This is a genomic window from Epilithonimonas pallida, assembly GCF_900182975.1.
In the GTDB taxonomy this organism is placed as follows: Bacteria; Bacteroidota; Bacteroidia; order Flavobacteriales; family Weeksellaceae; genus Epilithonimonas; species Epilithonimonas pallida.
Genome location: NZ_FXUO01000001.1, coordinates 380,696 through 401,262, shown reverse-complemented (window position 1 = coordinate 401,262; position 20,567 = coordinate 380,696). Strand labels below are relative to the sequence as shown.

Genomic DNA, 20,567 nt, shown 5'->3' with positions numbered 1-20,567 from the left:
TTTTGTTATCTTAAAATTTTGAGACTATAATGGATTATCTGAAAGGATTAAATGAAGCACAGTTTGAGGCAGTTACTACGTTACAAGGACCGTTGATGGTTTTGGCGGGCGCAGGTTCCGGCAAGACCAGAGTTCTGACGATGAGGATCGCGCATCTGATTACCAATGGTGTTGACCCTTTCAATATTCTGGCTTTGACCTTTACCAACAAAGCAGCAAAAGAGATGAAAGAACGTATCGCAAAAGTCGTTGGCGTCAGCGATGCGCGGTCACTCTGGATGGGTACATTTCACTCGGTTTTTGCACGTATTCTCAGAAGCGAGGCGCATTATCTCGGTTATCCTTCCAACTTTACGATTTATGATGCACAGGATGCTCTCAATGTTTTGAAGAAGGTGATAAAGGATATGAACGTTGATGCGGAAATTTATAAGCCAAAGAAAGTTTTGGCGAGAATTTCTCAATACAAAAATAATCTGATTACGGTTAACGCCTATTTCAACAACCCGGAATTGATGGAAGCTGATGAAAGAGCGAATATGAGATTGATTGGTGAAATTTACAGAAAATATGTCGAAGCCTGTTTCAAAAACGGCGCAATGGATTTCGATGATTTATTATTGAAAACCAATGAACTATTAACAAGATTCCCTGAAGTTTTAGCTAAATATCAAGACAGATTCCGATACATTCTGGTAGATGAGTATCAGGATACAAACCATTCTCAATATTTGATTGTCAAAGCTTTAGCTTCTAAATTCGAGAATATCTGTGTCGTTGGAGACGATGCACAGTCGATCTATTCATTTCGTGGTGCGAATATTTATAATATCCTGAATTTCAAGAAAGATTATCCCGATGCGGTAACCGTTTCTCTGGAACAGAATTACCGTTCTACCCAAAATATCGTAGATGCAGCCAATGTTGTGATTTCTAAAAATTTACAACAATTCAAGAAAAATGTTTTCAGCGAAAATGAAGTCGGGGAGAAAATAAAAGTCTACCGAAGTCTTTCCGATGCTGACGAAGCGAATTTTGTCTCAGCCAATATTTTTGAGTTGCATAACACACAACAGAGAAAATTCTCAGACTTTGCGATTCTTTACAGAACCAACTCGCAGACCAGAGCTTTTGAAGATGCGCTCAGAAAGAAGAATATTCCTTACAGAGTTTATGGCGGATTATCTTTCTATCAAAGAAAAGAAGTCAAGGATCTATTGGCTTACCTCAGGATTTTGGTTAATGAAAATGATTCCGAAGCCTTGTCAAGAATCATCAATTATCCGGCAAGAGGTATTGGAGAAACAACGCAAAATAAACTGATTGTTTTTGCAGATTCCCGCAATGTTCCGATAACTCAGGTTTTGGATAATCTTGGATTTTATGCACCGCAATTGGGTTTAAATAACGGAATCATCACCAAACTTGGTGATTTTTGGGCGATGATAAAAGCTTTTCAGGTGATGCTGAAAACCGAAAATGTTTACGATGTTGCCATGGAAGTAGCAAAACGAAGTGGTTTGATTAAATTCCTGAAAGAAGATCAAACGCCGGAAGGTATTTCCAGAGTTGAAAATATCCAGGAATTATTGAACTCAATGCAGGGTTTTATCGAGGAACAAAGACAGATTGAGGACGGCGACCCAAGCTTGTCCAATTTCCTGGAAAATATTGCATTATCATCCGATACTCAGAACGATAAAGATGAGGGCGAAAAAGTGTCGCTGATGACCATTCACTTATCGAAAGGTCTGGAGTTTCCTGTAGTTTATCTTGTTGGACTCGAGGAAAATCTATTTCCAAGTTTTATGAGCTCATCCACGAGAGAAGAACTCGAAGAGGAAAGACGTTTGTTCTATGTCGCATTGACAAGAGCGGAAAAGCAGGCTTATTTCACTTATGCTGTTTCCCGTTTCCAATGGGGAAAAATTACAGATTCGGAACCGTCAAGATTTTTGAGCGAAGTGGATTCGAAATATATAGAATTCATCAACCCAATGTTGGAAGCAAGATTTGTGAACAATTCCGGAATCAATTCTAATATTTTTGATGAAAGGCCGTCTGAACCTAGATTTTTCAAAAAGAAAGAGGAGAAAAAAACGCTGGAGAGAAATATCAATAATCCACCACCAAAAAAGACTTTAAAACCTGTCGCCACGGCTAAGATTATCAATCCAAGCGGCTCATCTTCAGAAAATATAGAAGTAGGTGACAAAGTTCGTCACGACCGTTTTGGTATTGGAGAAGTGACTTTTCTGGACGGAACCGATCCTCAGAATATCAAAGCTAAAGTTATTTTCAGTAACGAAGGCGAAAAAAACCTTATTCTGAAATTTGCTAAATTAACCAAGATTTAAATGATATAATCTGATAGTATGGTGATTCGATAATCTGACAATGTTTTTTTAATTATCGAATTAACAAATGATCACATCAACCTATTGAAAATAATGATTCGAGCAAAAAATATACATAAATTCTACGGAACGCTGGAGGTTCTGAAAGGTGTCGATATCCATATCAAACCAAGCGAAGTTGTCTCTATTGTCGGAGAATCCGGAGCCGGAAAATCAACATTGCTCCAAATTCTGGGAACGTTGGACAAACCTTCTGACATTGGTAGTTACGGAACAGAAATCTCATTAGACGGGAATTCCTTTCTAAATATGAAGGATAGGGAATTGTCAAAATTTCGTAATAAAAATATTGGATTTGTTTTTCAGAACCATCAGCTTTTACCAGAATTCACTGCACTTGAAAATGTTTTGTTGCCGACAAAAATCGGAGGAATTGCGGAAAGAGAAGTGATCGAAAAAGCACATTCACTTTTCGAAGACCTTAATATTGCGCACAGGCTGCATCACAAACCTTCTGAACTTTCCGGTGGTGAATCTCAAAGAGTTGCCGTTGCAAGAGCCTTGATTAATTCTCCAAAAATCATTTATGCCGACGAACCAACCGGAAATCTGGATTCCAAAAATGCTGATGCCCTTCATCAGTTATTTTTTGATTTGAGAGATAAATATCAGCAGACTTTTGTGATTGTCACACACAATCTGGTTTTAGCTGAAAGCACCGACAGAAAGTTGGTAATGAAAGACGGACAGATCATTAATAATTTATAATTAATAACTCAAATTGAGCATCAAATCCCTTGCGGAAGACGACCGCCCAAGAGAAAAATTCCTTTTGAAAGGCAAAGCAGCAGTTTCGGATTCGGAACTGCTGGCAATTATCATGGGAAGCGGGAATCGTGAAGAATCTGCCGTGGAATTAGCAAGAAGAATTTTGAAATCGGTGGAAAATAATTGGCACAGATTAAGTCAGTTATCAATCAAAGATTTGATGAAATTCAAAGGCGTTGGAGAGGCAAAAGCCATTTCCATTGCAACAGCCCTGGAAATCGGGAACAGAAAATCCCAGCAGGAAGTTCTTGAAAGACAACAAATCAGTAGTAGTAAAGACATCTTCGAGATTTTACAGCCACATCTTTCAGATCTACCAACAGAAGAATTCTGGGCAGTCTTTCTTAATCATCAAAATAAAATTCTATATAAAACCTGCCTTTTTCGAGGTGGAATTGCAAGTTCCGTAGCGGATGTCAGAGTAATTTTCAAAACAGCTTTGGAACACTTTTCCACCAGAATTGTTATAGCTCACAATCACCCGGCAGGAAGTCTGAAACCCAGTCAGCAAGATATTGCAATCACCAATAAAATAAAGGATGCAGGAAAATTATTGGAAATAGAGCTTCTTGACCACATCATTATTGCTCAAAATAAATTTTATAGCTTCAAAGAAGAAGGGATTTTATGATTAAACGACTATCTTATCAAGAAATTGATTTTGAAAAATATAATCAATGCGTAGAAAATTCTTTCCAGAAAAATTTCTATTGCAATAAAGAAACGCTTGATTTTTTATGTAAAAATTGGGAACTCCTGGTTTATAATGATTATGAAGCTGTGATGCCGATTCCTTTTGTTGAAAAGGCTTTTTTCAAAATCGTAATAATGCCTCTGTTTTGCCAGCAATTAGGAATCTTTGGAAATTCTAACAGGGAAATCAATCAAATTTTTCTTGAGTATTTTAAAAAGCATTATAATATTCTGAATTACGCTTTTAATTTTAATAATGAATTCAAAACAGAATTATTAACGAAAAAAAATTTTGTTATACCTGTTCAGGAATACGCTTTTCTCAGAAGAAAAAAGTATTTCAAAGGAAGAAAGTCAACTGTTAAAACTGCGCAATACTTAGAATTTAAAGAGGTTTTCACCCACGAGCATATTTTGGATTTTATTAAAAATAATTTCAAAGGCTTAGAAAAACAAAGTGATCAGGATTTTTTCTTGGAATATCTTTTCTTTCTTGAAAAATCAAATAAACTAAAAATGTTCGGAAGTTATTTTGAAAATCAATTGACAAATATCACAATACTAACAGATGATTCGGATTCGTACTCGCTTTTAGGATTGATAAATAATGAGGAGCTCAAAAATCATAATGGCGCTTCTTTTTTGATTGACAGGATTTTACAACAGAATATAGAATCCAAAGCTTTTAATTTTATGGGCGGAAGCATCCGTGGAATTGAGGTCTTTTTCAAGAGTTTTGGTGCAGATTTGCAGCAATATCAAGTAATTCAGAATTCTAAAAAAGATATCATCCTTAATTGTCTAAAAATTTCTTAATTTTGCAATCCGATTTCAAATATGTTTGACTCAGATTATTTACCTTATGCTGTTGCAGTTATCATCGCATTACCTTTTCTGGTTTTTGCGAAACAATTCGTGAACAGTTTTGTCAGGCTTAAAAAACAGGAAATAAATTTCCTGGCAAGCAAGTCTAATAATGAAATCAAACTTCAGGCTTTGGAAAGAATGACATTGTTTTTGGAACGTCTGAAACCTTCCAATCTTGTGATGAAATTTGATAGAGATCTTCAGCCGCACGAGTTTGTTTTCCTTACAGAAAAAAATATCAGCGAAGAGTTCGAATATAATTCTTCGCAACAATTATACATTTCGAAATCTTCCTGGCAGGATATTCTTACAAGCAAGAACAACGTCATCCAGCTTCTGAGAAAAACCTACGAAGAACTGAACGAAAACTCAAAACTGGAAGATTTCAAAACTGTTTTTCTGATGAGTTACGTCAATTCCGAAGATTATATCTCGGACACTATAGAAAATCTTAGAAAAGAACTTAACAAAATAATATAAAATAAACATGATTCCTAATTTTAAAGCACATCCTTGGCACGGGATCTCTGCAGGAGAAAAAGCGCCTGAGGTGGTAAACGTTTTTGTAGAGATTGTTCCTACAGATACTATAAAGTATGAAGTAGATAAGGAAACCGGATATCTTAAAGTAGACCGTCCTCAGAAATTTTCCAACATCATTCCTGCTTTATACGGATTCATCCCGAGAACATATTGCGAAGAGGAAGTTAAAAATCTGGCTGTGGCAACAGGCGCAACAGACGTAACAGTAGGCGATCACGATCCTTTGGATATCTGTGTTCTCAGCTCGCACAACATCACCTCCGGTAATATTTTGATGGAAGCTATTCCAATCGGCGGTTTCCAGATGATCGACAAAGGAGAAGCAGATGATAAGATCATTGCCGTATTGGTGGAAGATCAGGTTTACGGACACATCAGAGATATTTCGGAATTACCTAAAGCAGAGGTCAATCGTTTGCTTCACTATTTCCTGAGCTATAAAAACCTGCCAACTGAACCTGCAAAAGTTAAAATCGATTTGGTTTATGGGGCAGAGCACGCTAAAAAAGTGATTTTGGCTTCACAAAAAGATTACACGGACAATTACGCGAAGTAAAATATCCCAATCAAAAAAAATAAAAAAATGTCATCTCAAAAAGGTGGCATTTTTTATTTAGGTGCTTTTTTTCAACTGTAGTTTATCCTGAGGAAGATGAAGAATTCCCTTTTTTTCCTTTTCAGGAAAAGAGCTCTAGTTAGACCGGGGTGTGTTTCGCAAAGATTTAAAATTGGTCAGAAAAATTGAATCGATCAGAGAAGTTTGCCGGTAAGGAACAATCCTGCAACAGAAAAATAAATAATCAATCCCGTAACGTCCACTAATGTTGCCACAAAAGGAGCAGAAGAAGTCGCGGGATCGAGTTTTAGTTTTTTAAGAACAAAAGGAACCATTGATCCGGAAATTGTTCCCCAAAGAACGATCAGCATCAAAGAAAAAGCAATGCTAAGTCCTACAAAAACCCAATGTTCACCATAATTGAAAAGCCCGGTTTGCTGCCAAAGCGCAATCCTAAAAAATCCAATAATTCCTAAAATACTTCCAAGAAAAATTCCGGTAAATATTTCCTTTCTGATAACATACCACCAGTCTTTCAGACCGATTTCCTGTAATGCCATTGCACGGATAATCAAAGTGGCAGCTTGTGAACCTGTATTTCCTCCGCTGGAAATAATCAAAGGAACAAACAGTGCCAATACAACAGCTTTTTGTATTTCGTCCTCAAAATAGCCCATAGCAGAAGCCGTCAGCATTTCGGAAAAGAAAAGAACGACTAACCAGAATCCTCTTTTTTTCACCATCTCGAAAACTGAGGTTTGGGTGTAAGGAAGATCCAGCGCATCCAAACCTCCAAACTTTTGAATGTCTTCTGTATTTTGAGATTCGATTTGATCCAAAATATCATCAATAGTTACAATTCCAACCAAAACGCCATTTTCAGTAATGATCGGCAATGCACTTCGGTCATATTTCTCAAAATAAGGAACTGCATTTTCTTTGGAAGTTGTTGTCTTGATTGCAACAAAATGATCGTCACACAATTCGGAGATCAATTGTTCTTCATCTGCCAATAGGAGAGAACCTATTGTGATATCGTCTATCAATCGGTTTCTTTCGTCAACTACATAAAGAAAATTGAGTGTTTCCACTTTCTTACCAACTTTCTTAATCTGCTGAAAACATCTTTTAACTGTCCATTCTTTCCGGATCTGGACATAATAAGGTGTCATCAGACGGGCAATAGAATCCGCTTCATAACCAAGGAGTTTCAAAGCAACTCTACGTTCTTGCGGGTTAAGCAGATTGATTGAATACTTGATTAATTCATCCGGAAAATCCTCGAAAAGCTGAGTTCTGTCATCGGGTGACATTTCGTTCAGGATGTCAGAAACTTCGTGGCTTGCAATACTTCTGATGGTATCTTCTTGGAAATCAGGATCGAGATGAGAAAACACTTCCGCCTTTTCAGATTTCGGAAGTTTCAAAAACTGCAGAATACGTTCTTCCACCGGCAATTTGCTAAGTGATTCTGCAACGTCAGCAGGATTCAATATAATTTCTTGATTCTCGATTTTTTAAAAATTTAGCTTTGCAAAAATATTAAAATCTGAATAATTATCGAGAATAACAGGCATTAAAATTACTTAATAATTAAGTTGCATCATTATTCACAACCTGACGGTTTCTGAGCTCTTTACTGATTTTCCTAATGGCACCCTTTGTCCCGATAATTACAGAATTTTCTGCGGATCCCAGCAATCTGCCGTTACCTTTGTAAGTATCATAAGCAGTTTCCATTACAAAAATGCCTTCAGAATTATAAAGCTTCATACTCACAATTACCTGGTTGGAAAAGACATATTTTCCGAAACCAACTTTGAAATATTTCACTTTCGGAATCACTGCAAGATCTGCATTATTGTTTCTGCAGATTTCTTTAACAGTACCTGCATCAACATTATCGAAAGAAATTGGTGTATCAATTTTGAGATATTTAAGGTTGCCCAGAGATTTCATCTGGTCAGAAGTGGCTGTATAAAAAGCAGTATATGTTGGCTCTTTGATCTCTGAGATGTCCGGAAAAATCTCGGGATTGAAATATAGCACTGTTTTTACTTTCGGGATTTTGGCATTCTTATTAAAATAAATCAGGCTATCTCCCAAATTTGCGCAAGAAACAAGGATATTTAATAGAAGGAAATTAAAATAGAAAGGGTATAGTGTTTTTTTCATTATCGCATACAAAATTACGACCAATATTTGACATAATAAATATTTTTTTAAGAAAATTTAACATTATAATAAAAATAAAAACTGCCTAAAAATAGGCAGTTAAAAATAGTATTAGTTATTAGTTTTAATCTTTTTTAATAATTTTAAACGTTTCTGAATCGTTTACCGTAAATGTTTTAAGAATGTAAATTCCTGAGTTTAATTTCTCAATATTAATTCGTGTTTCTTTTTTATTTACAGTTTTTTCCAGGATTTTTCTTCCGGACATATCAAATATTTCTATCTTCCGCACTTCTTTTGGAGACTGAAGATACAATATATCTTTCGCAGGATTAGGAAATATGAGTACCTTCTCACTATTTATGTTGTCGACTGCTAAAGTTGAGCAATCTGACACTACATTGATATATCCTGTTTTTGTCATGGTATCTGTTCCGTTATAATTCGCTACTACCAGCTTAACCTGATACAGTCCCGGTGTATTGTAGGTAACATTAACCGTTTTTGTAGTTGCAGTAGCAGGAGATCCACCGGAAAAAGTCCAGTTCCAACCTGTTGGTTTATTTGTAGAGGTATCGGTAAAAACTACAGTCTGTCCTACGCATATGTTAGTCTTATCTGCCACAAAGTTTGCAACAGGAGGATTAATTGGGCAAACATCCTCAGTTTTGTCTTTTGCAAAACCATCTCCATTTCCGCCAAAATAAGCATAGAAATGATAAGGCGTAGGACAATTACTATTTTCGATAGTTTCCGTTGCAAATCCGTCGCCACTTCCCCCGAAATATGCATATTGATGAAACGGAGTAGAGCAGGTAGCATTTTCTAAGGTCTCTGTTGCAAATCCATCTGCATTTCCGCCAAAATAAGCATATTGATGAAAAGGGGTAGAACAGATTGCATTGGCTATAGTTTCTGTTGCAAATCCATCTGCATTTCCGCCACGGTAAGGATAAACTTCTTCTCCTTGGGCTTTGAGATGAGAATTCAGGAGAAAGATGAGACAGAAAACCGATAATTGGGTTAGGTATGTTTTCATCTTCTAATTTGATTTAATTGTTATTTTAAAAATTGGGTAGAAAGTTATCTTTCTTTTCAAATTAGAAATGATTATCTCACACCACGTCCACCATATCCTGCGTTCCTGGTTGCTAGAGCAGCACCGGATGCCCTATCAGAAATCCTTAAAAACGAACTGTTGTTTCCGTTAAAATTTGCTGCACCCAAAAAGTCTCCTCCTCTTAAGTAAACGCCTGTGTTATCCGGCCAGGAGGCCTGGTTAGCGTCTCCATCCGTTGCAGTAGTTGTTGATAATTCTCCGTCTCCAACCAATCCTGTATAAGTATTACCTGTTGCTTTTGTAGTGACTGCAAATTCATAAGTATTACCACTCATTTCCATAGCGCCGTAATACGCCGCTGCTGCGGTTGCTCTTCCTGAAGAATTGGTTGCAGAAAAACCGACTTTAACAGTTCTCCCGGCGCCAACATTTGTCCATCCACTTGACGCGTAATAATTAGCTCTGCCATTGGCAACAGTGTTGAATCCTTCGCTTGCAGTATAAGCGTTGGTAATACCTGTGGAAGAAGCAATATTTATTTCTGTTGTTCCCCAGGCATATTCTCCGGCAACAGGAGATAATGGACCTCTGCATATTTTTTCGAATTCCAGTTCCGTCATTGGTCTTAGTGCAGACCAGTCCAAAAATGCAGCAGTATCAGACCAGGAAAGTTGATTCATTGCAACATTCTGCCCATCATTCACATCATTATAATCTCCTGTGGTCACATCACAACCATACAATGCCGGTATAGATGCATTATTACCTGGAACCTGTATCTTGATACCATTTCCATAAGCATTGCTGAATGCAAAAGTTCCTGCAGCAGAATTTGGCGCAGCTACAGATCTTCTTGCCTGCTGGTTATAGGTAAGTGTGTTTAAAAATTCTGCATACTGCTCTTGAGTAATCTCATATTTCATGGAGTAAAAAGCATTATATCCTTTTGGAAAAGCTACCGGTGCACTGTCACCGCTTCCTAATGATGAGGTAGCGATTGAGCTGTTGCCAGTAATGGTATATTGTGTGTAAGTGGATGTAGACGTTCCGTCACCAACAGAAAATGATCCTGAAGGAATATTAACCATTTCAACACCGAACACTTTAAAATTGTAATTTTCGTAGTTTGCTGCAGCTACGTTCATCTTAAGAGTTACAGAAGTTGAGGAGATATTACCACCACCTATTGCACTTCTATAAACAAAAACGCCTTTGCCATCTGTAACAGCATCTATTTTAAGAGGAGAAGCAGTAGAATGATCAGAGGATGCAACACTTAGATTAGCATGCTTCCACAGCTTATCCGCACAATCCTGATACTTTACAAATACCCATACCGCATCATAATTGGCAGGAGCAATATTTGTCCTCCAGCTATTATCCCATTGGATGTTAAAAGTAACGGTTCCTGCACTCGTATCAACACTTGTACCGGTGATTTTTAAATTATTTGCCTGAACATTAAAAGCAAATAATCCCATTGCAGCAATTGCAATTTTCTTGAAGTAGTTTTTTGAATTCATGATATAATTTTTTATTAATTATAATTCACAAATCTAACTTGGTACATATTGTAAAGAAATAAGGCAAATGACGTATTTTTAATTTTCATTGACAGAACAAACAAATTCCTTACTTTTGTTTCTATGACTTCTACAGACAAAAGATTATATCTCATCGATGCCTACGCCATGATTTTTCGTGGGTATTTTGCCTTCATCAAAAATCCAAGAATCTCTACAAAAGGTGTTAATACATCAGCTATTTTTGGTTTTACCAATTCTTTGATAGAATTGATTAAAAGAGATCGTCCGACACATTTGGCAGTAGTATTTGATGTGGGAAAAACCAATGTTCGTCACGAAGATTTTACAGAATATAAGGCCAACCGGCAGGATACACCGGAACCTATTCTGATTGCAGTTCCATATATCCACAGGATTCTGGAGGCAATGCACATTCCTATTTTGGGCGTTGAAGGTTATGAGGCGGATGATGTCATCGGAACTATTGCCTGCAAAGCGGAAAAGCAAGATTATAATGTTTTTATGGTAACACCGGATAAGGATTTTGCCCAGTTGGTTACTGATAAGATCAAGATTTACAAACCCGGACTAAAAGGAGGGGATATTGAAATCCTTGGTGTTGAAGAAGTTAAAGCCAAATATGAAATCAGTGATCCAAAGCAGATCATCGATTATCTTGGAATGATGGGTGATGCCGTTGATAATATCCCGGGTCTTGATGGTGTCGGTGAGAAAACGGCTAAGAAATTTATTCAGGAATTTGGATCGATGGAGAATCTTCTGGCCAATACACATACATTAAAAGGAAAGCTTAAAGAAAAAGTTGAAGCCAGCGCAGAAAGAGGTTTGTTATCCAAAAAGTTAGCAACGATTCTCTGCGACGCACCGATCGAATTCATAGAAGAACAATATGACCTGGAAGTTCCGGATTTCGAAAAAGTAAAAGAAGTCTTTGACGAGCTGGAATTCCGGAGATTATATGAAAATCTTTATCGGGCTTTTGCTAACAAAGAATATGTGGAAGAACTAATGGAAGGTGACGATGATAAAGTTACAGTTAAAGAAGTTGTGGATGCAACGGTAACAGTACACAAAAACGGAACAATGGATCTGTTTGCCACTTTTGAGCAATTGGAACAGGCAACAACGACCAAAACCAATATCACGGAAAACGATCATCTTTACCAATATATTGATAGCCCGAAAGCGCAAAAGATCCTGGCAGACAATCTTCTTAAGCAAAAAGCGGTTTGTTTTGATACCGAAACGACCTCTCTTAATGAACTGGAAGCAGAGTTGATAGGAATGAGCTTTTCCTACAAAAAAGGATTGGCTTATTACATTCCGATTTCTGAAAATCAGGAAGAAGCCCAGAAAACTGTTGAGATATTTCGTCCGTTTTTTGAAGATCAGAATGTTCTGAAAATCGCTCATAATCTGAAATACGATTACAAAGTTCTTCAGAATTATAATATTGAAGTCGAAGGAAAGCTGTTCGACACCATGATCGCACACTATCTTCTGAATCCCGACGGACGACACGGGATGGATTATCTTTCCGAGATGTATCTGGATTATAAACCTGTTTCCATAGAGTCTTTGATTGGAAAAAAAGGAAAAAATCAATTGACGCTGCGTGAAGTTGACATCCAGACTCAAACCGATTATGCGGCAGAAGATGCTGATGTTACATTTCAACTTTATGAATTATTTGCACCACAGTTAGCCAAAGAAAACCTGGAAGAATTGTTTTACAATGTCGAAATGCCATTGATGAAAGTTCTTGCAAAAATCGAATTAACCGGTGTAAAATTAGATAACAATTGGCTGGCTCAGGAAAGTAAAGACCTCGAAAATGATCTTAAAAACCTGGAATCGAAGATATTTGAACTGTCAGGAGAAGAATTCAACATGAATTCACCAAAACAATTGGGTGAGATTCTTTTCGAGAAAATGCAGCTGGATCCCAAAGCGAAAAAAACCAAGACCGGGCAATATGCTACATCGGAAGATATTTTGCAAAAATTAGCCAGTAAACACGAGATCATAGAACATATCTTAGAATACAGAACCTATCAAAAATTAAAATCTACTTATGTAGATGCGCTGCCGGGTCAGATTGACAAAACCGATAACAGAGTTCATACCAATTTCTCGCAGACAACGGCTGCAACAGGAAGATTAGCTTCCGTTAACCCGAACTTACAAAATATTCCCATCAGAACTTTAAGAGGTCAGCAAATCCGTGGTGCCTTTGTCTCTGATGTAGGCAAGAAGATCATTTCTGCCGATTATTCTCAGATCGAATTAAGGTTGATTGCAGAGATTTCCGGGGAACAAAATATGATTGCAGCTTTCCAGAACAACGAAGACATCCACGCTTCTACAGCGGCAAAGTTATTTGATATAGAATTGTCCGAAGTGTCAAAAATCCAGAGAAGTCAGGCAAAAACAGTAAACTTTGGTATCATTTATGGACAAGGTGCATTTGGATTAGCAGATCAAACCGGACTTTCCCGAACCGAAGCCAAGAAAATGATAGATGCTTATTTTGAAACCTACCCAAGGTTGAAAGAATATATGAATGAGCAGATCGAGAAAGCCAGAAAGCTCGGTTATGTGGAGACGATTCTCGGAAGAAAACGTCATTTGAAAGATATTAATTCTACCAATTTTGTAGTCAAAGGTCACGCCGAGAGAAATGCTGTGAATGCGCCAATCCAAGGAAGTGCTGCTGATATTATCAAACTGGCAATGATAAAAATCGACAGCGAGCTGGAAACTCAAAAACTGGAAACCAAAATGCTTTTGCAGGTTCACGATGAATTACTTTTCGAAGCACCAATTGATGAAGTGGAAACTGCAAAATCACTCATTAAAAAAGAAATGGAATCTGCTTTTCCAACTAATGTTCCTCTTTTGGTGGAAGTTGGTGTGGGCGATAATTGGCTGGAAGCGCATTAAAATAATGATTATAAATAATTAATTTAAAAATATACAAATATGAAAGCAGTAATTTTTTACGAACACGCAACTGACAAATCAATGGATGAATTTATGGCAGTTTTTCCCCGCCATGAAGAGTTCGAAGCGGAGTTTATAAAGTCTGGAAAAGTCTTAGGAACAGGCGCTTTTGGTAATCCGGGAGAAGGTGCAATGGCAATTTTTGTCGATAAAGAATCGGCTGAGGCCTTTGTTAATGGTGATCCTTTTGTTCAGGAAGGTCTGATCGCTAAAGTCACCATCAGAGAATGGAATGATGAATTAGCTTAAATTTTATAACTAAATAAAATTCAATATATGATTTCACAAATAATTCCCAAGCTGCCTTTTATTGATAAGCAGAATACAATCGATTATTATAAGAATTTGGGTTTCGAATTCACGGCAGATTATGGCAATTATTTGATTGCTGTTTATAATAATTCAGAAGTTCATTTCTTCGAGTTTAAAGAGTTGACGCCGGCAAAATCAGATTTTATGCTTTATCTGAAAATCTCAAACAATATTGATAAATTTTATCAACAGATCCAGGATAAAGGAATTGCAATTCATCCAAACGGTTCATTAGAAAGCAAATCCTGGAGCATGAAAGAATTTTCTCTGATTGATCCTGCAGGAACTTTACTGACATTTGGAGAAAAAATATAAATAATTGGAAAATTGACTTTAATTCCTAATATAGAAAATTAGAATGTTGTTAAAAAATTTTCCAGCACAGATTATTCATTGAAGACTTTTATTTTGTTAACAGAAATTGATAATTCTTAAAACAGAATTTAAAATCAAAAAGTTTCAAAAGTCTTTGTAACATTCATTTTATTACTTCGACTTAATATTAAAAAATATATGAGAAATGTAAAACTGTACGGTTTTTTGATCGGAGTTGCCGTTCTTAACAGCTGCGCTTCCACAAAAAATTTCACTTATGAAGGAAAAGGTTTCAAAGATGCATATAACAGCATCACCGTGAACGAACTGAAGGAAAATCTTTACGTTATTGCTGATGACAAGATGGAAGGCAGAGACACCGGAAGTGCTGGTCAGAAAAGGGCAGGAGAATATATGATTGAACAATACAAGAAGAATGGCATTGGATTTCCTCCGGCATTAGGTTCTTATTATCAGAAAGTTCCTTCCGAGGCTATGAAAAAATATGGTGAAACACTTCCTGATTCAGAAAATATTTTGGCTTTCATTCCCGGATCAGAAAAGCCTGATGAAGTCATTGTTGTTTCTGCCCATTACGATCACGTTGGGATGAAAAAAGGTGAAGTTTACAATGGTGCAGACGATGACGGAAGCGGAACAGTGGCTGTGATGGAAATTGCCGAAGCTTTTCAGGAAGCCAAGAAAAAAGGTTACGGACCAAAGCGTTCTATTCTTTTTTTACACGTAACAGGTGAGGAACACGGACTTTTTGGTTCAGAATATTATTCGGATCATCCTGTTTTTCCTTTGGCTAATACCGTAGCAGATCTCAATATTGATATGATCGGACGCGACGATCCGGAAAACAGAGGCAAACAATATGTATATGTTATCGGTTCAGAAATGTTGAGTTCGGAATTGAAAAAAATCAATGTTGCAGCCAACGAAAAAACGGTAAATCTTGAACTGAATTATAAATATGATGATCCAAAAGATCCGCAGAGATTATATTACAGATCAGATCATTATAACTTTGCTAAGCACAATATCCCTGTCGCATTTTTCTTTGACGGAATCCACGAGGATTATCACAAACCAACCGATACACCAGATAAAATTGATTATCCATTGTTGCAAAAGAGAACGCAGCTTGTTTTCGCAACGGCTTGGGAACTTGCTAATAGACCAGACCGGATCATTGTTGATGGAAAAAATACAAGATAAAAATTAAAAAAAGCAACTCAATAGAGTTGCTTTTATTTATCCAGAAAATCAGCATTTGAAATTTTGGGATTATCCAGGAATCTGTAAAGATAGGGCGCTTTGTTGGCCGATCCGCTGTAATGCTTTTCTAATCTTTCCAAAATATTGAGGCTTAACATTTTTCTCTGGAAATTATTGCGTCTCAGAGGTTCTCCAAGAATTGATTCATAAAGATGCTGGAGTTCTTTCATCGTAAACTTGTCCGGAAGAAGGTTGCTTCCCATTACCTGATAATCAATATTTTTTCTAAGATATAAAAGTCCTTTTTCGATCATCTCCTGATGGTCAAACGCCATGTTAGGGATTTTATCAATATCAAACCATTGGCAAATCTCATTAAAAGAATCGGGGAAAGTATGTGTCAAGGTGTAATCTACTAAAGCACAATAGCCTACGGATATAAATCGTTGATAAATCCAGTGGTTTTTTTCGACTTCGATATTTCTGTTTTCTAATAATTTCTGGTGTGTATTATTCTCTGTTCTTTTGCTATCCCCAAAAGTGTAAAACTGCTCCAAAAAAACGTCCGAAAGATGTGTTCTTTCATATAAAGTTCTGGCAGCAGCATCATTCAGATTTTCATCATTAAAGATAAATCCCCCCGGAACAGCCCAAAGATCAAGGTCGTGATATTTGAGCAAAAGAACCTTTAAAGTATCCTTATGGAAACCGAAAATCACACAATCCACGGAGACATGTTCTACAAAGTCTTTGGTGTCGATAAGTTCTTTAAGATTCTGCTTGATTTTATTGTTTTTGGCCATTGATTATTGAAGTTTTATTTAAGAAAAAAGTGAGTCCAAATATAATTAATAATGGTAATGAAATGAAGAAAGGATAAAAATAACTTAATTTTTCATGAAAAATCATTGCCATATACAGCGATCCGACCGAACTTCCCAATGATGAAAATATTACAACCCACGAGACAAATAAATGGGTTTTCTGCTTAGAAACCTGGTTCAATATCTCTGAATTATAGAGCGGAAACAGTGGCGAAAGAAATAGTCCGATGATAGGTATAATGAATACAAGTAAAAATTTGAAATCATTATAAAAATATATTATCACAATTTGGGAAATTGCCAATATAAACAATACCATGCACAAACATATTATAACAAATCTGTACCAATGAAATCTCAGTATTAATCTGCTTGTAATTAACCTTCCAAAAAAAGAAAACAGTGCCAGGAAAGCAGATGATTGTAGTGCAAAATAGGAGTTAACTTTAAGATTATTTTTGAAAAAACTTGGCAGCCAGGAATTAAAACTCTGTTCTACAAAGACCACAAAAAAAGCGACGATAAAGAATATGATTATTTTGGGCTTGAAAAAAAATTTCCACTCTCCGGGCATTGCTGGCTCTATAATTTTGTCTTCTTCAATTTTTAAAGATTTCAACATTATTACATTAATGATGCTCAATAATGCAATAATCCAAAACCCAAATTTCCAATAGTTAGCGTAAGAACTTGTCAATAAACTTCCAAAACCTATGTTGACAAAGAAAATACCGATCATAAATGCCGCATCAACACTACTTATAGCGCTAGCCAGTTGCCTGTCTTTAAAATTATTTTTTATAATACTGAAAACTGAAATTTTAGCCAACGCAAAGCTGACTCCAACAATACTCAGCCATATTTTAAAAAACCAAAAAGCATCCACAAGTGGCAATGCAACACAACTTATTATAACAAACAGGAGAGAAATAATCAATGCGTTTTTATTACCCGTCTTATTAATCAGATTAACACATAACAATGAGACGATAACAATTGGAATATCTTTAAAAGATTCTAAAACCCCCAAACCTTTATAGGAAACCTGATTGGAAAGTTGAAGAATAATTACCCCCATACTGTTAAGCAGCATTGAAAAGATCAAAAAATTCAAAATCAATGGCGCTTTTATCTTATTTCTATTAACAGTCATTTAAATCGTTATTAACTTATTATTAACATTAGACATCTTTTTTGGGGATTCCAAATATAATAAAAATAATAATTTTCTATGATAATCATCTCTTTAAATGTCTCATTAATAAAGGAATATTTAAAAAATTAAAAAAAAATTTTGTCGTATCAAAAAAAAAGATACTTTTATTGTCTCAGTTTGAGATTAACAAAAATTAATTAAATATGAACTTAAAGTATTCAAAATGTCTTGGGTTAGCAGCTGTGCTTTATTTCACAGCCAACTACTCAGCTCAGCAACAGGTAAGAGATACTGCTTCTAAGGAAAAAGCAATAGAAGAAGTAGTTGTTATCGGTTATGGGGCTCAAAAGAAAAGCAATGTAACGGGGGCCATTGCAAGTATCAAAGCTTCGGATATTGAAGAAATCCCAGCCGGAAAACCGGAACAGGTTTTACAAGGTAGAGCTGCTGGTGTATCTGTTGTTACTAACTCTGGACAGCCAGGATCTGGAGCAACTGTAAGAATTAGAGGTCTTACTAGTTTTGGTGCTGGTGGTAATGATCCAATGTGGGTTGTAGATGGAATTATAGTTGATGGAATTGGTTGGTTAAATCAATCTGATATAGAAAGTATTGAAGTTTTGAAAGACGGAGCTTCTTCAGCTATTTATGGTGTAAGTGCTGCACGCGGTGTTGTTCTCGTTACTACAAAAAAAGGAAAAAAAGGAGTACTTAATTTATCTTACAATGGAAGTTTTGGAACTTCTTCTGTAGCAAGAAAGCTTGATTTATTGAATGCTACTCAATATGCAACCATTATTAATGAAGGTTTTGCAAATGACGGTTCGCCTATTAGATTTTCAAATCCAAGTGCTTTTGGACAAGGTACAGATTGGCAAAATACTATTTTCAATACAGGAAACAGACAATCTCATGAGGTAAGTATCAATGGTGGAAATGATAAGTCTACTTATTACGCTTCTTTTGGGTATTTTGATCAGACGGGTATTGTAATGGGAGATATCTCTAATTATAAAAGAATTAATGCTCGCTTAAATTCTACCCATAAAGTTACCGATTTCTTAACTATTGGACAAACGTTTTTGTATACTCATCAAAGAAGTCAGGGGATTGGAGTTAATGAAACTTTTGGAGGACCGTTAAGTTCTGCAATCAACTTAGATCCTACAACACCAGCTGTTGTAACAGATTGGTCTTTAGTTAATCCCGATACTTATCCAGAAAATAGACCTATGATTAGAGACGCTAATGGTAATCTTTATGGTATTTCTCCATGGGTAAATCAAGAAATGTCAAACCCTTTAGCTTATCGTTACACACAACAAGGAAGAAATGGATGGTCAGATGATTTTGTTGGAAATGTTTTTGTTGATTTAAAGTTAGCACCCGGCCTAAATTTTAAAACTACTCTGAATGGTAAAAAATCTTTTTGGGGTAGTGAAGGATTTACGCCTAAGTTTTATTTAAGTTCAACATTAAGTAATCTTATTTTTAATAGTTTGAATAGGACCACTCAGACTAAATTTGAATGGAGCTTTGAAAACACTTTAACATATCAAAAAAGATTTGGAGATCATAACTTTAATTTAATGATCGGTCAAGGTGTTTATAGATATAATGTTGGTTCTGGCGAGAGTGTGACCTATACCAATTTACCTGTAGAAAATTGGTATGAAGCTGCCTTTTATTCCGTAGATGCTAAGAACATCACAGCAAGTGCTTGGGATACTTCTCAAACCAGAAGAGCATCTTATTTCGGACGCTTCATATATGATTATCAAGATAAATATCTATTTACTGGAACATTCAGAAGGGATGGCTCGTCCAAGTTTTTAAAATATTGGGGTAATTTCCCTTCATTCTCTTTAGGTTGGAACGTACATAAAGAAGGTTTTTGGAAAGATAATGAGATTATTAACACTTTAAAAATAAGAGGAGGATATGGAGTCTTAGGTAACGATGCTATTGACGATTTTATGTATAGGAGTTCCTTAGTTGCTGGCAGTAATTATCCTAATGGAGAAATTAATCCTGCTATAATTATTGGTTATAGCCCTAATACACTAGGTAATCCTAATCTTAAATGGGAAGAGACAGCTCAAACTGATGTTGGAGCAGATATTCGTTTTTTAAAAGATTTTACACTTGGGTTTGATTGGTATTATAAAAAAACGACTGATATCTTACGTAGAGTTGCAATCCCTGGATATGTAGGTGTACCTACAGATCCATTTGCCAATATTGGAGATATGGAAAATAAAGGTTTAGAATTTGAGCTTGGATACAAAAAAAATTGGGAAGATTTTGGAATTTCATTTACAGGTAACTTCTCTACAAATAAAAATAAGGTTCTTAGACTTGAAGATGATGTAGAATGGAGAGAATTTTCATCATTACATTCAATGGGAACAGTTTCTAGATTACAAGTGGGTAAACCTGTAGGAACTTTTTATGGTTACACATACAATGGTGTATTTCAAAACCAGGCACAAATCAATTCTTATGTTAATTCAAATGGAGATATGATTTTACCGAATGCTAAACCTGGTGATTTTATTTGGCAAGATAACAATGGTGACGGTAAAATTACAGAAGATGATATGGTGGATATCGGAAGTTCTTTACCAAAATATACTTATGGATTCACAATAAATATGAATTATAAGAATTGGGATTTAATGGTATTTGCTCAGGGTCAAGGGGGTAATAAGATTCTTCAAGGGCTTAGAAGATTAGATATGTTGGATGCAAACTATCAAACATCCATTCTTGATAGATGGACTGGAGAAGGATCCACTAATGACAATCCAAGACTAACAAGATTGGATCCTAATGGGAATTACACAAAAATGTCTAGTTATTATTTACAAAAAGGAGATTATATGAGAATCAAATTAGTTTCACTAGGTTATACATTGCCGAAAGATGTTACTACTAGATTCGGTGCTAATAAGGTTAGAATTTTTGTAACTGGAGAAAATTTATTCACATTTACTAAATATACAGGATATGACCCTGAAATAGCAGGAGGTAATGAGTATGGTATCGACAGAGCATACTATCCACAAGCAAGAACATTTTTATTCGGAGCAAATATTCAATTTTAA

17 protein-coding genes are annotated in these 20,567 nt (G+C 36.0%); 11 read left to right on the top strand and 6 right to left on the bottom strand.

Annotated elements, in window-relative coordinates:
- The first annotated feature begins 29 nt into the window (after nucleotides 1-29).
- The 6 genes from QOL71_RS01640 to QOL71_RS01615 all read left to right on the top strand — a co-directional run bounded on the left by QOL71_RS01640 (nucleotide 30) and on the right by QOL71_RS01615 (nucleotide 5,844).
- A complete protein-coding gene (locus QOL71_RS01640) occupies nucleotides 30-2,357 on the top strand; it encodes an ATP-dependent helicase (protein ID WP_283415275.1) in 2,328 nt (775 codons plus the stop codon).
- Nucleotides 2,358-2,450: 93 nt separating this feature from the next.
- Nucleotides 2,451-3,125, top strand: coding sequence for an ABC transporter ATP-binding protein (locus QOL71_RS01635; RefSeq protein ID WP_283415274.1), 675 nt, complete (start codon nucleotides 2,451-2,453; stop codon nucleotides 3,123-3,125).
- A 13-nt stretch (nucleotides 3,126-3,138) separates the two neighbouring features.
- The gene (radC, locus tag QOL71_RS01630; protein WP_283415273.1) at nucleotides 3,139-3,816 is read left to right on the top strand and encodes a RadC family protein; all 678 of its coding nucleotides are present in this window, start codon (nucleotides 3,139-3,141) and stop codon (nucleotides 3,814-3,816) included.
- Nucleotides 3,813-4,694: a hypothetical protein gene (locus QOL71_RS01625; RefSeq protein WP_283415272.1), complete on the top strand. Its 882-nt coding sequence runs from the start codon at nucleotides 3,813-3,815 to the stop codon at nucleotides 4,692-4,694. Before radC ends, QOL71_RS01625 begins: the two co-directional genes overlap by 4 nt.
- Nucleotides 4,695-4,715: 21 nt before the next feature.
- Nucleotides 4,716-5,225 (top strand): DUF7935 family protein, encoded by a 510-nt coding sequence (locus tag QOL71_RS01620; RefSeq protein WP_283415271.1) that lies wholly within the window; start codon nucleotides 4,716-4,718, stop codon nucleotides 5,223-5,225.
- Nucleotides 5,226-5,232: 7 nt separating this feature from the next.
- Nucleotides 5,233-5,844 carry an inorganic pyrophosphatase gene (locus QOL71_RS01615; RefSeq protein WP_283415270.1) on the top strand — a complete coding sequence of 204 codons (612 nt, stop codon included), beginning with the start codon at nucleotides 5,233-5,235 and terminating at the stop codon, nucleotides 5,842-5,844.
- A gap of 194 nt (nucleotides 5,845-6,038) precedes the next feature.
- On the opposite strand, the gene mgtE is transcribed toward QOL71_RS01615, so the two are convergent.
- From mgtE to QOL71_RS01595, 4 genes are all read right to left on the bottom strand, one after another.
- On the bottom strand, nucleotides 6,039-7,337 hold the full coding sequence (mgtE, locus tag QOL71_RS01610; protein WP_283415269.1) for a magnesium transporter: 1,299 nt from the start codon (nucleotides 7,335-7,337) through the stop codon (nucleotides 6,039-6,041).
- Nucleotides 7,338-7,437: 100 nt separating this feature from the next.
- Nucleotides 7,438-8,019: a pyruvate decarboxylase gene (locus tag QOL71_RS01605; RefSeq protein WP_283415268.1), complete on the bottom strand. Its 582-nt coding sequence runs from the start codon at nucleotides 8,017-8,019 to the stop codon at nucleotides 7,438-7,440.
- A 124-nt stretch (nucleotides 8,020-8,143) separates the two neighbouring features.
- Nucleotides 8,144-9,058 (bottom strand): PKD domain-containing protein, encoded by a 915-nt coding sequence (locus tag QOL71_RS01600; protein ID WP_283415267.1) that lies wholly within the window; start codon nucleotides 9,056-9,058, stop codon nucleotides 8,144-8,146.
- Between the two features lie 71 nt (nucleotides 9,059-9,129).
- On the bottom strand, nucleotides 9,130-10,602 hold the full coding sequence (locus QOL71_RS01595) for an SUMF1/EgtB/PvdO family nonheme iron enzyme (protein ID WP_283415266.1): 1,473 nt from the start codon (nucleotides 10,600-10,602) through the stop codon (nucleotides 9,130-9,132).
- Between the two features lie 123 nt (nucleotides 10,603-10,725).
- On the opposite strand from QOL71_RS01595, the gene polA reads away from it, so the two are divergent.
- The 4 genes from polA to QOL71_RS01575 all read left to right on the top strand — a co-directional run bounded on the left by polA (nucleotide 10,726) and on the right by QOL71_RS01575 (nucleotide 15,480).
- On the top strand, nucleotides 10,726-13,569 hold the full coding sequence (gene polA, locus QOL71_RS01590; protein ID WP_283415265.1) for a DNA polymerase I: 2,844 nt from the start codon (nucleotides 10,726-10,728) through the stop codon (nucleotides 13,567-13,569).
- A 39-nt stretch (nucleotides 13,570-13,608) separates the two neighbouring features.
- The gene (locus QOL71_RS01585) at nucleotides 13,609-13,878 is read left to right on the top strand and encodes a YciI family protein (RefSeq protein ID WP_283415264.1); all 270 of its coding nucleotides are present in this window, start codon (nucleotides 13,609-13,611) and stop codon (nucleotides 13,876-13,878) included.
- Between the two features lie 27 nt (nucleotides 13,879-13,905).
- Complete coding sequence (locus QOL71_RS01580) at nucleotides 13,906-14,256, top strand: bleomycin resistance protein (RefSeq protein ID WP_283415263.1); 351 nt, start codon at nucleotides 13,906-13,908, stop codon at nucleotides 14,254-14,256.
- Nucleotides 14,257-14,454: 198 nt separating this feature from the next.
- On the top strand, nucleotides 14,455-15,480 hold the full coding sequence (locus QOL71_RS01575; protein ID WP_283415262.1) for a M28 family metallopeptidase: 1,026 nt from the start codon (nucleotides 14,455-14,457) through the stop codon (nucleotides 15,478-15,480).
- Between the two features lie 32 nt (nucleotides 15,481-15,512).
- Here the strand turns inward: QOL71_RS01575 and QOL71_RS01570 are convergent, their stop codons facing one another.
- A complete protein-coding gene (locus tag QOL71_RS01570; RefSeq protein WP_283415261.1) occupies nucleotides 15,513-16,283 on the bottom strand; it encodes an NUDIX hydrolase in 771 nt (256 codons plus the stop codon).
- Nucleotides 16,267-17,457: an MFS transporter gene (locus QOL71_RS01565; RefSeq protein WP_283415260.1), complete on the bottom strand. Its 1,191-nt coding sequence runs from the start codon at nucleotides 17,455-17,457 to the stop codon at nucleotides 16,267-16,269. Before QOL71_RS01565 ends, QOL71_RS01570 begins: the two co-directional genes overlap by 17 nt.
- A gap of 206 nt (nucleotides 17,458-17,663) precedes the next feature.
- Here QOL71_RS01565 and QOL71_RS01560 point away from each other — a divergent pair, with 206 nt between their 5' ends.
- Nucleotides 17,664-20,567, top strand: coding sequence for a SusC/RagA family TonB-linked outer membrane protein (locus tag QOL71_RS01560; protein WP_283415259.1), 2,904 nt, complete (start codon nucleotides 17,664-17,666; stop codon nucleotides 20,565-20,567).

Bases quoted from the DNA above. Each gene is read 5' to 3' on its own strand.
- polA (WP_283415265.1), top strand. From the start codon at position 10,726: ATGACTTCTACAGACAAAAGATTATATCTCATCGATGCCTACGCCATG.
- QOL71_RS01565 (WP_283415260.1), bottom strand. From the start codon at position 17,457: ATGACTGTTAATAGAAATAAGATAAAAGCGCCATTGATTTTGAATTTT.
- QOL71_RS01580 (WP_283415263.1), top strand. From the start codon at position 13,906: ATGATTTCACAAATAATTCCCAAGCTGCCTTTTATTGATAAGCAGAAT.
- QOL71_RS01635 (WP_283415274.1), top strand. From the start codon at position 2,451: ATGATTCGAGCAAAAAATATACATAAATTCTACGGAACGCTGGAGGTT.
- QOL71_RS01620 (WP_283415271.1), top strand. From the start codon at position 4,716: ATGTTTGACTCAGATTATTTACCTTATGCTGTTGCAGTTATCATCGCA.
- QOL71_RS01605 (WP_283415268.1), bottom strand. From the start codon at position 8,019: ATGAAAAAAACACTATACCCTTTCTATTTTAATTTCCTTCTATTAAAT.
- QOL71_RS01595 (WP_283415266.1), bottom strand. From the start codon at position 10,602: ATGAATTCAAAAAACTACTTCAAGAAAATTGCAATTGCTGCAATGGGA.
- QOL71_RS01600 (WP_283415267.1), bottom strand. From the start codon at position 9,058: ATGAAAACATACCTAACCCAATTATCGGTTTTCTGTCTCATCTTTCTC.
- QOL71_RS01625 (WP_283415272.1), top strand. From the start codon at position 3,813: ATGATTAAACGACTATCTTATCAAGAAATTGATTTTGAAAAATATAAT.
- QOL71_RS01615 (WP_283415270.1), top strand. From the start codon at position 5,233: ATGATTCCTAATTTTAAAGCACATCCTTGGCACGGGATCTCTGCAGGA.
- QOL71_RS01585 (WP_283415264.1), top strand. From the start codon at position 13,609: ATGAAAGCAGTAATTTTTTACGAACACGCAACTGACAAATCAATGGAT.
- QOL71_RS01575 (WP_283415262.1), top strand. From the start codon at position 14,455: ATGAGAAATGTAAAACTGTACGGTTTTTTGATCGGAGTTGCCGTTCTT.
- QOL71_RS01570 (WP_283415261.1), bottom strand. From the start codon at position 16,283: ATGGCCAAAAACAATAAAATCAAGCAGAATCTTAAAGAACTTATCGAC.
- QOL71_RS01640 (WP_283415275.1), top strand. From the start codon at position 30: ATGGATTATCTGAAAGGATTAAATGAAGCACAGTTTGAGGCAGTTACT.
- QOL71_RS01560 (WP_283415259.1), top strand. From the start codon at position 17,664: ATGAACTTAAAGTATTCAAAATGTCTTGGGTTAGCAGCTGTGCTTTAT.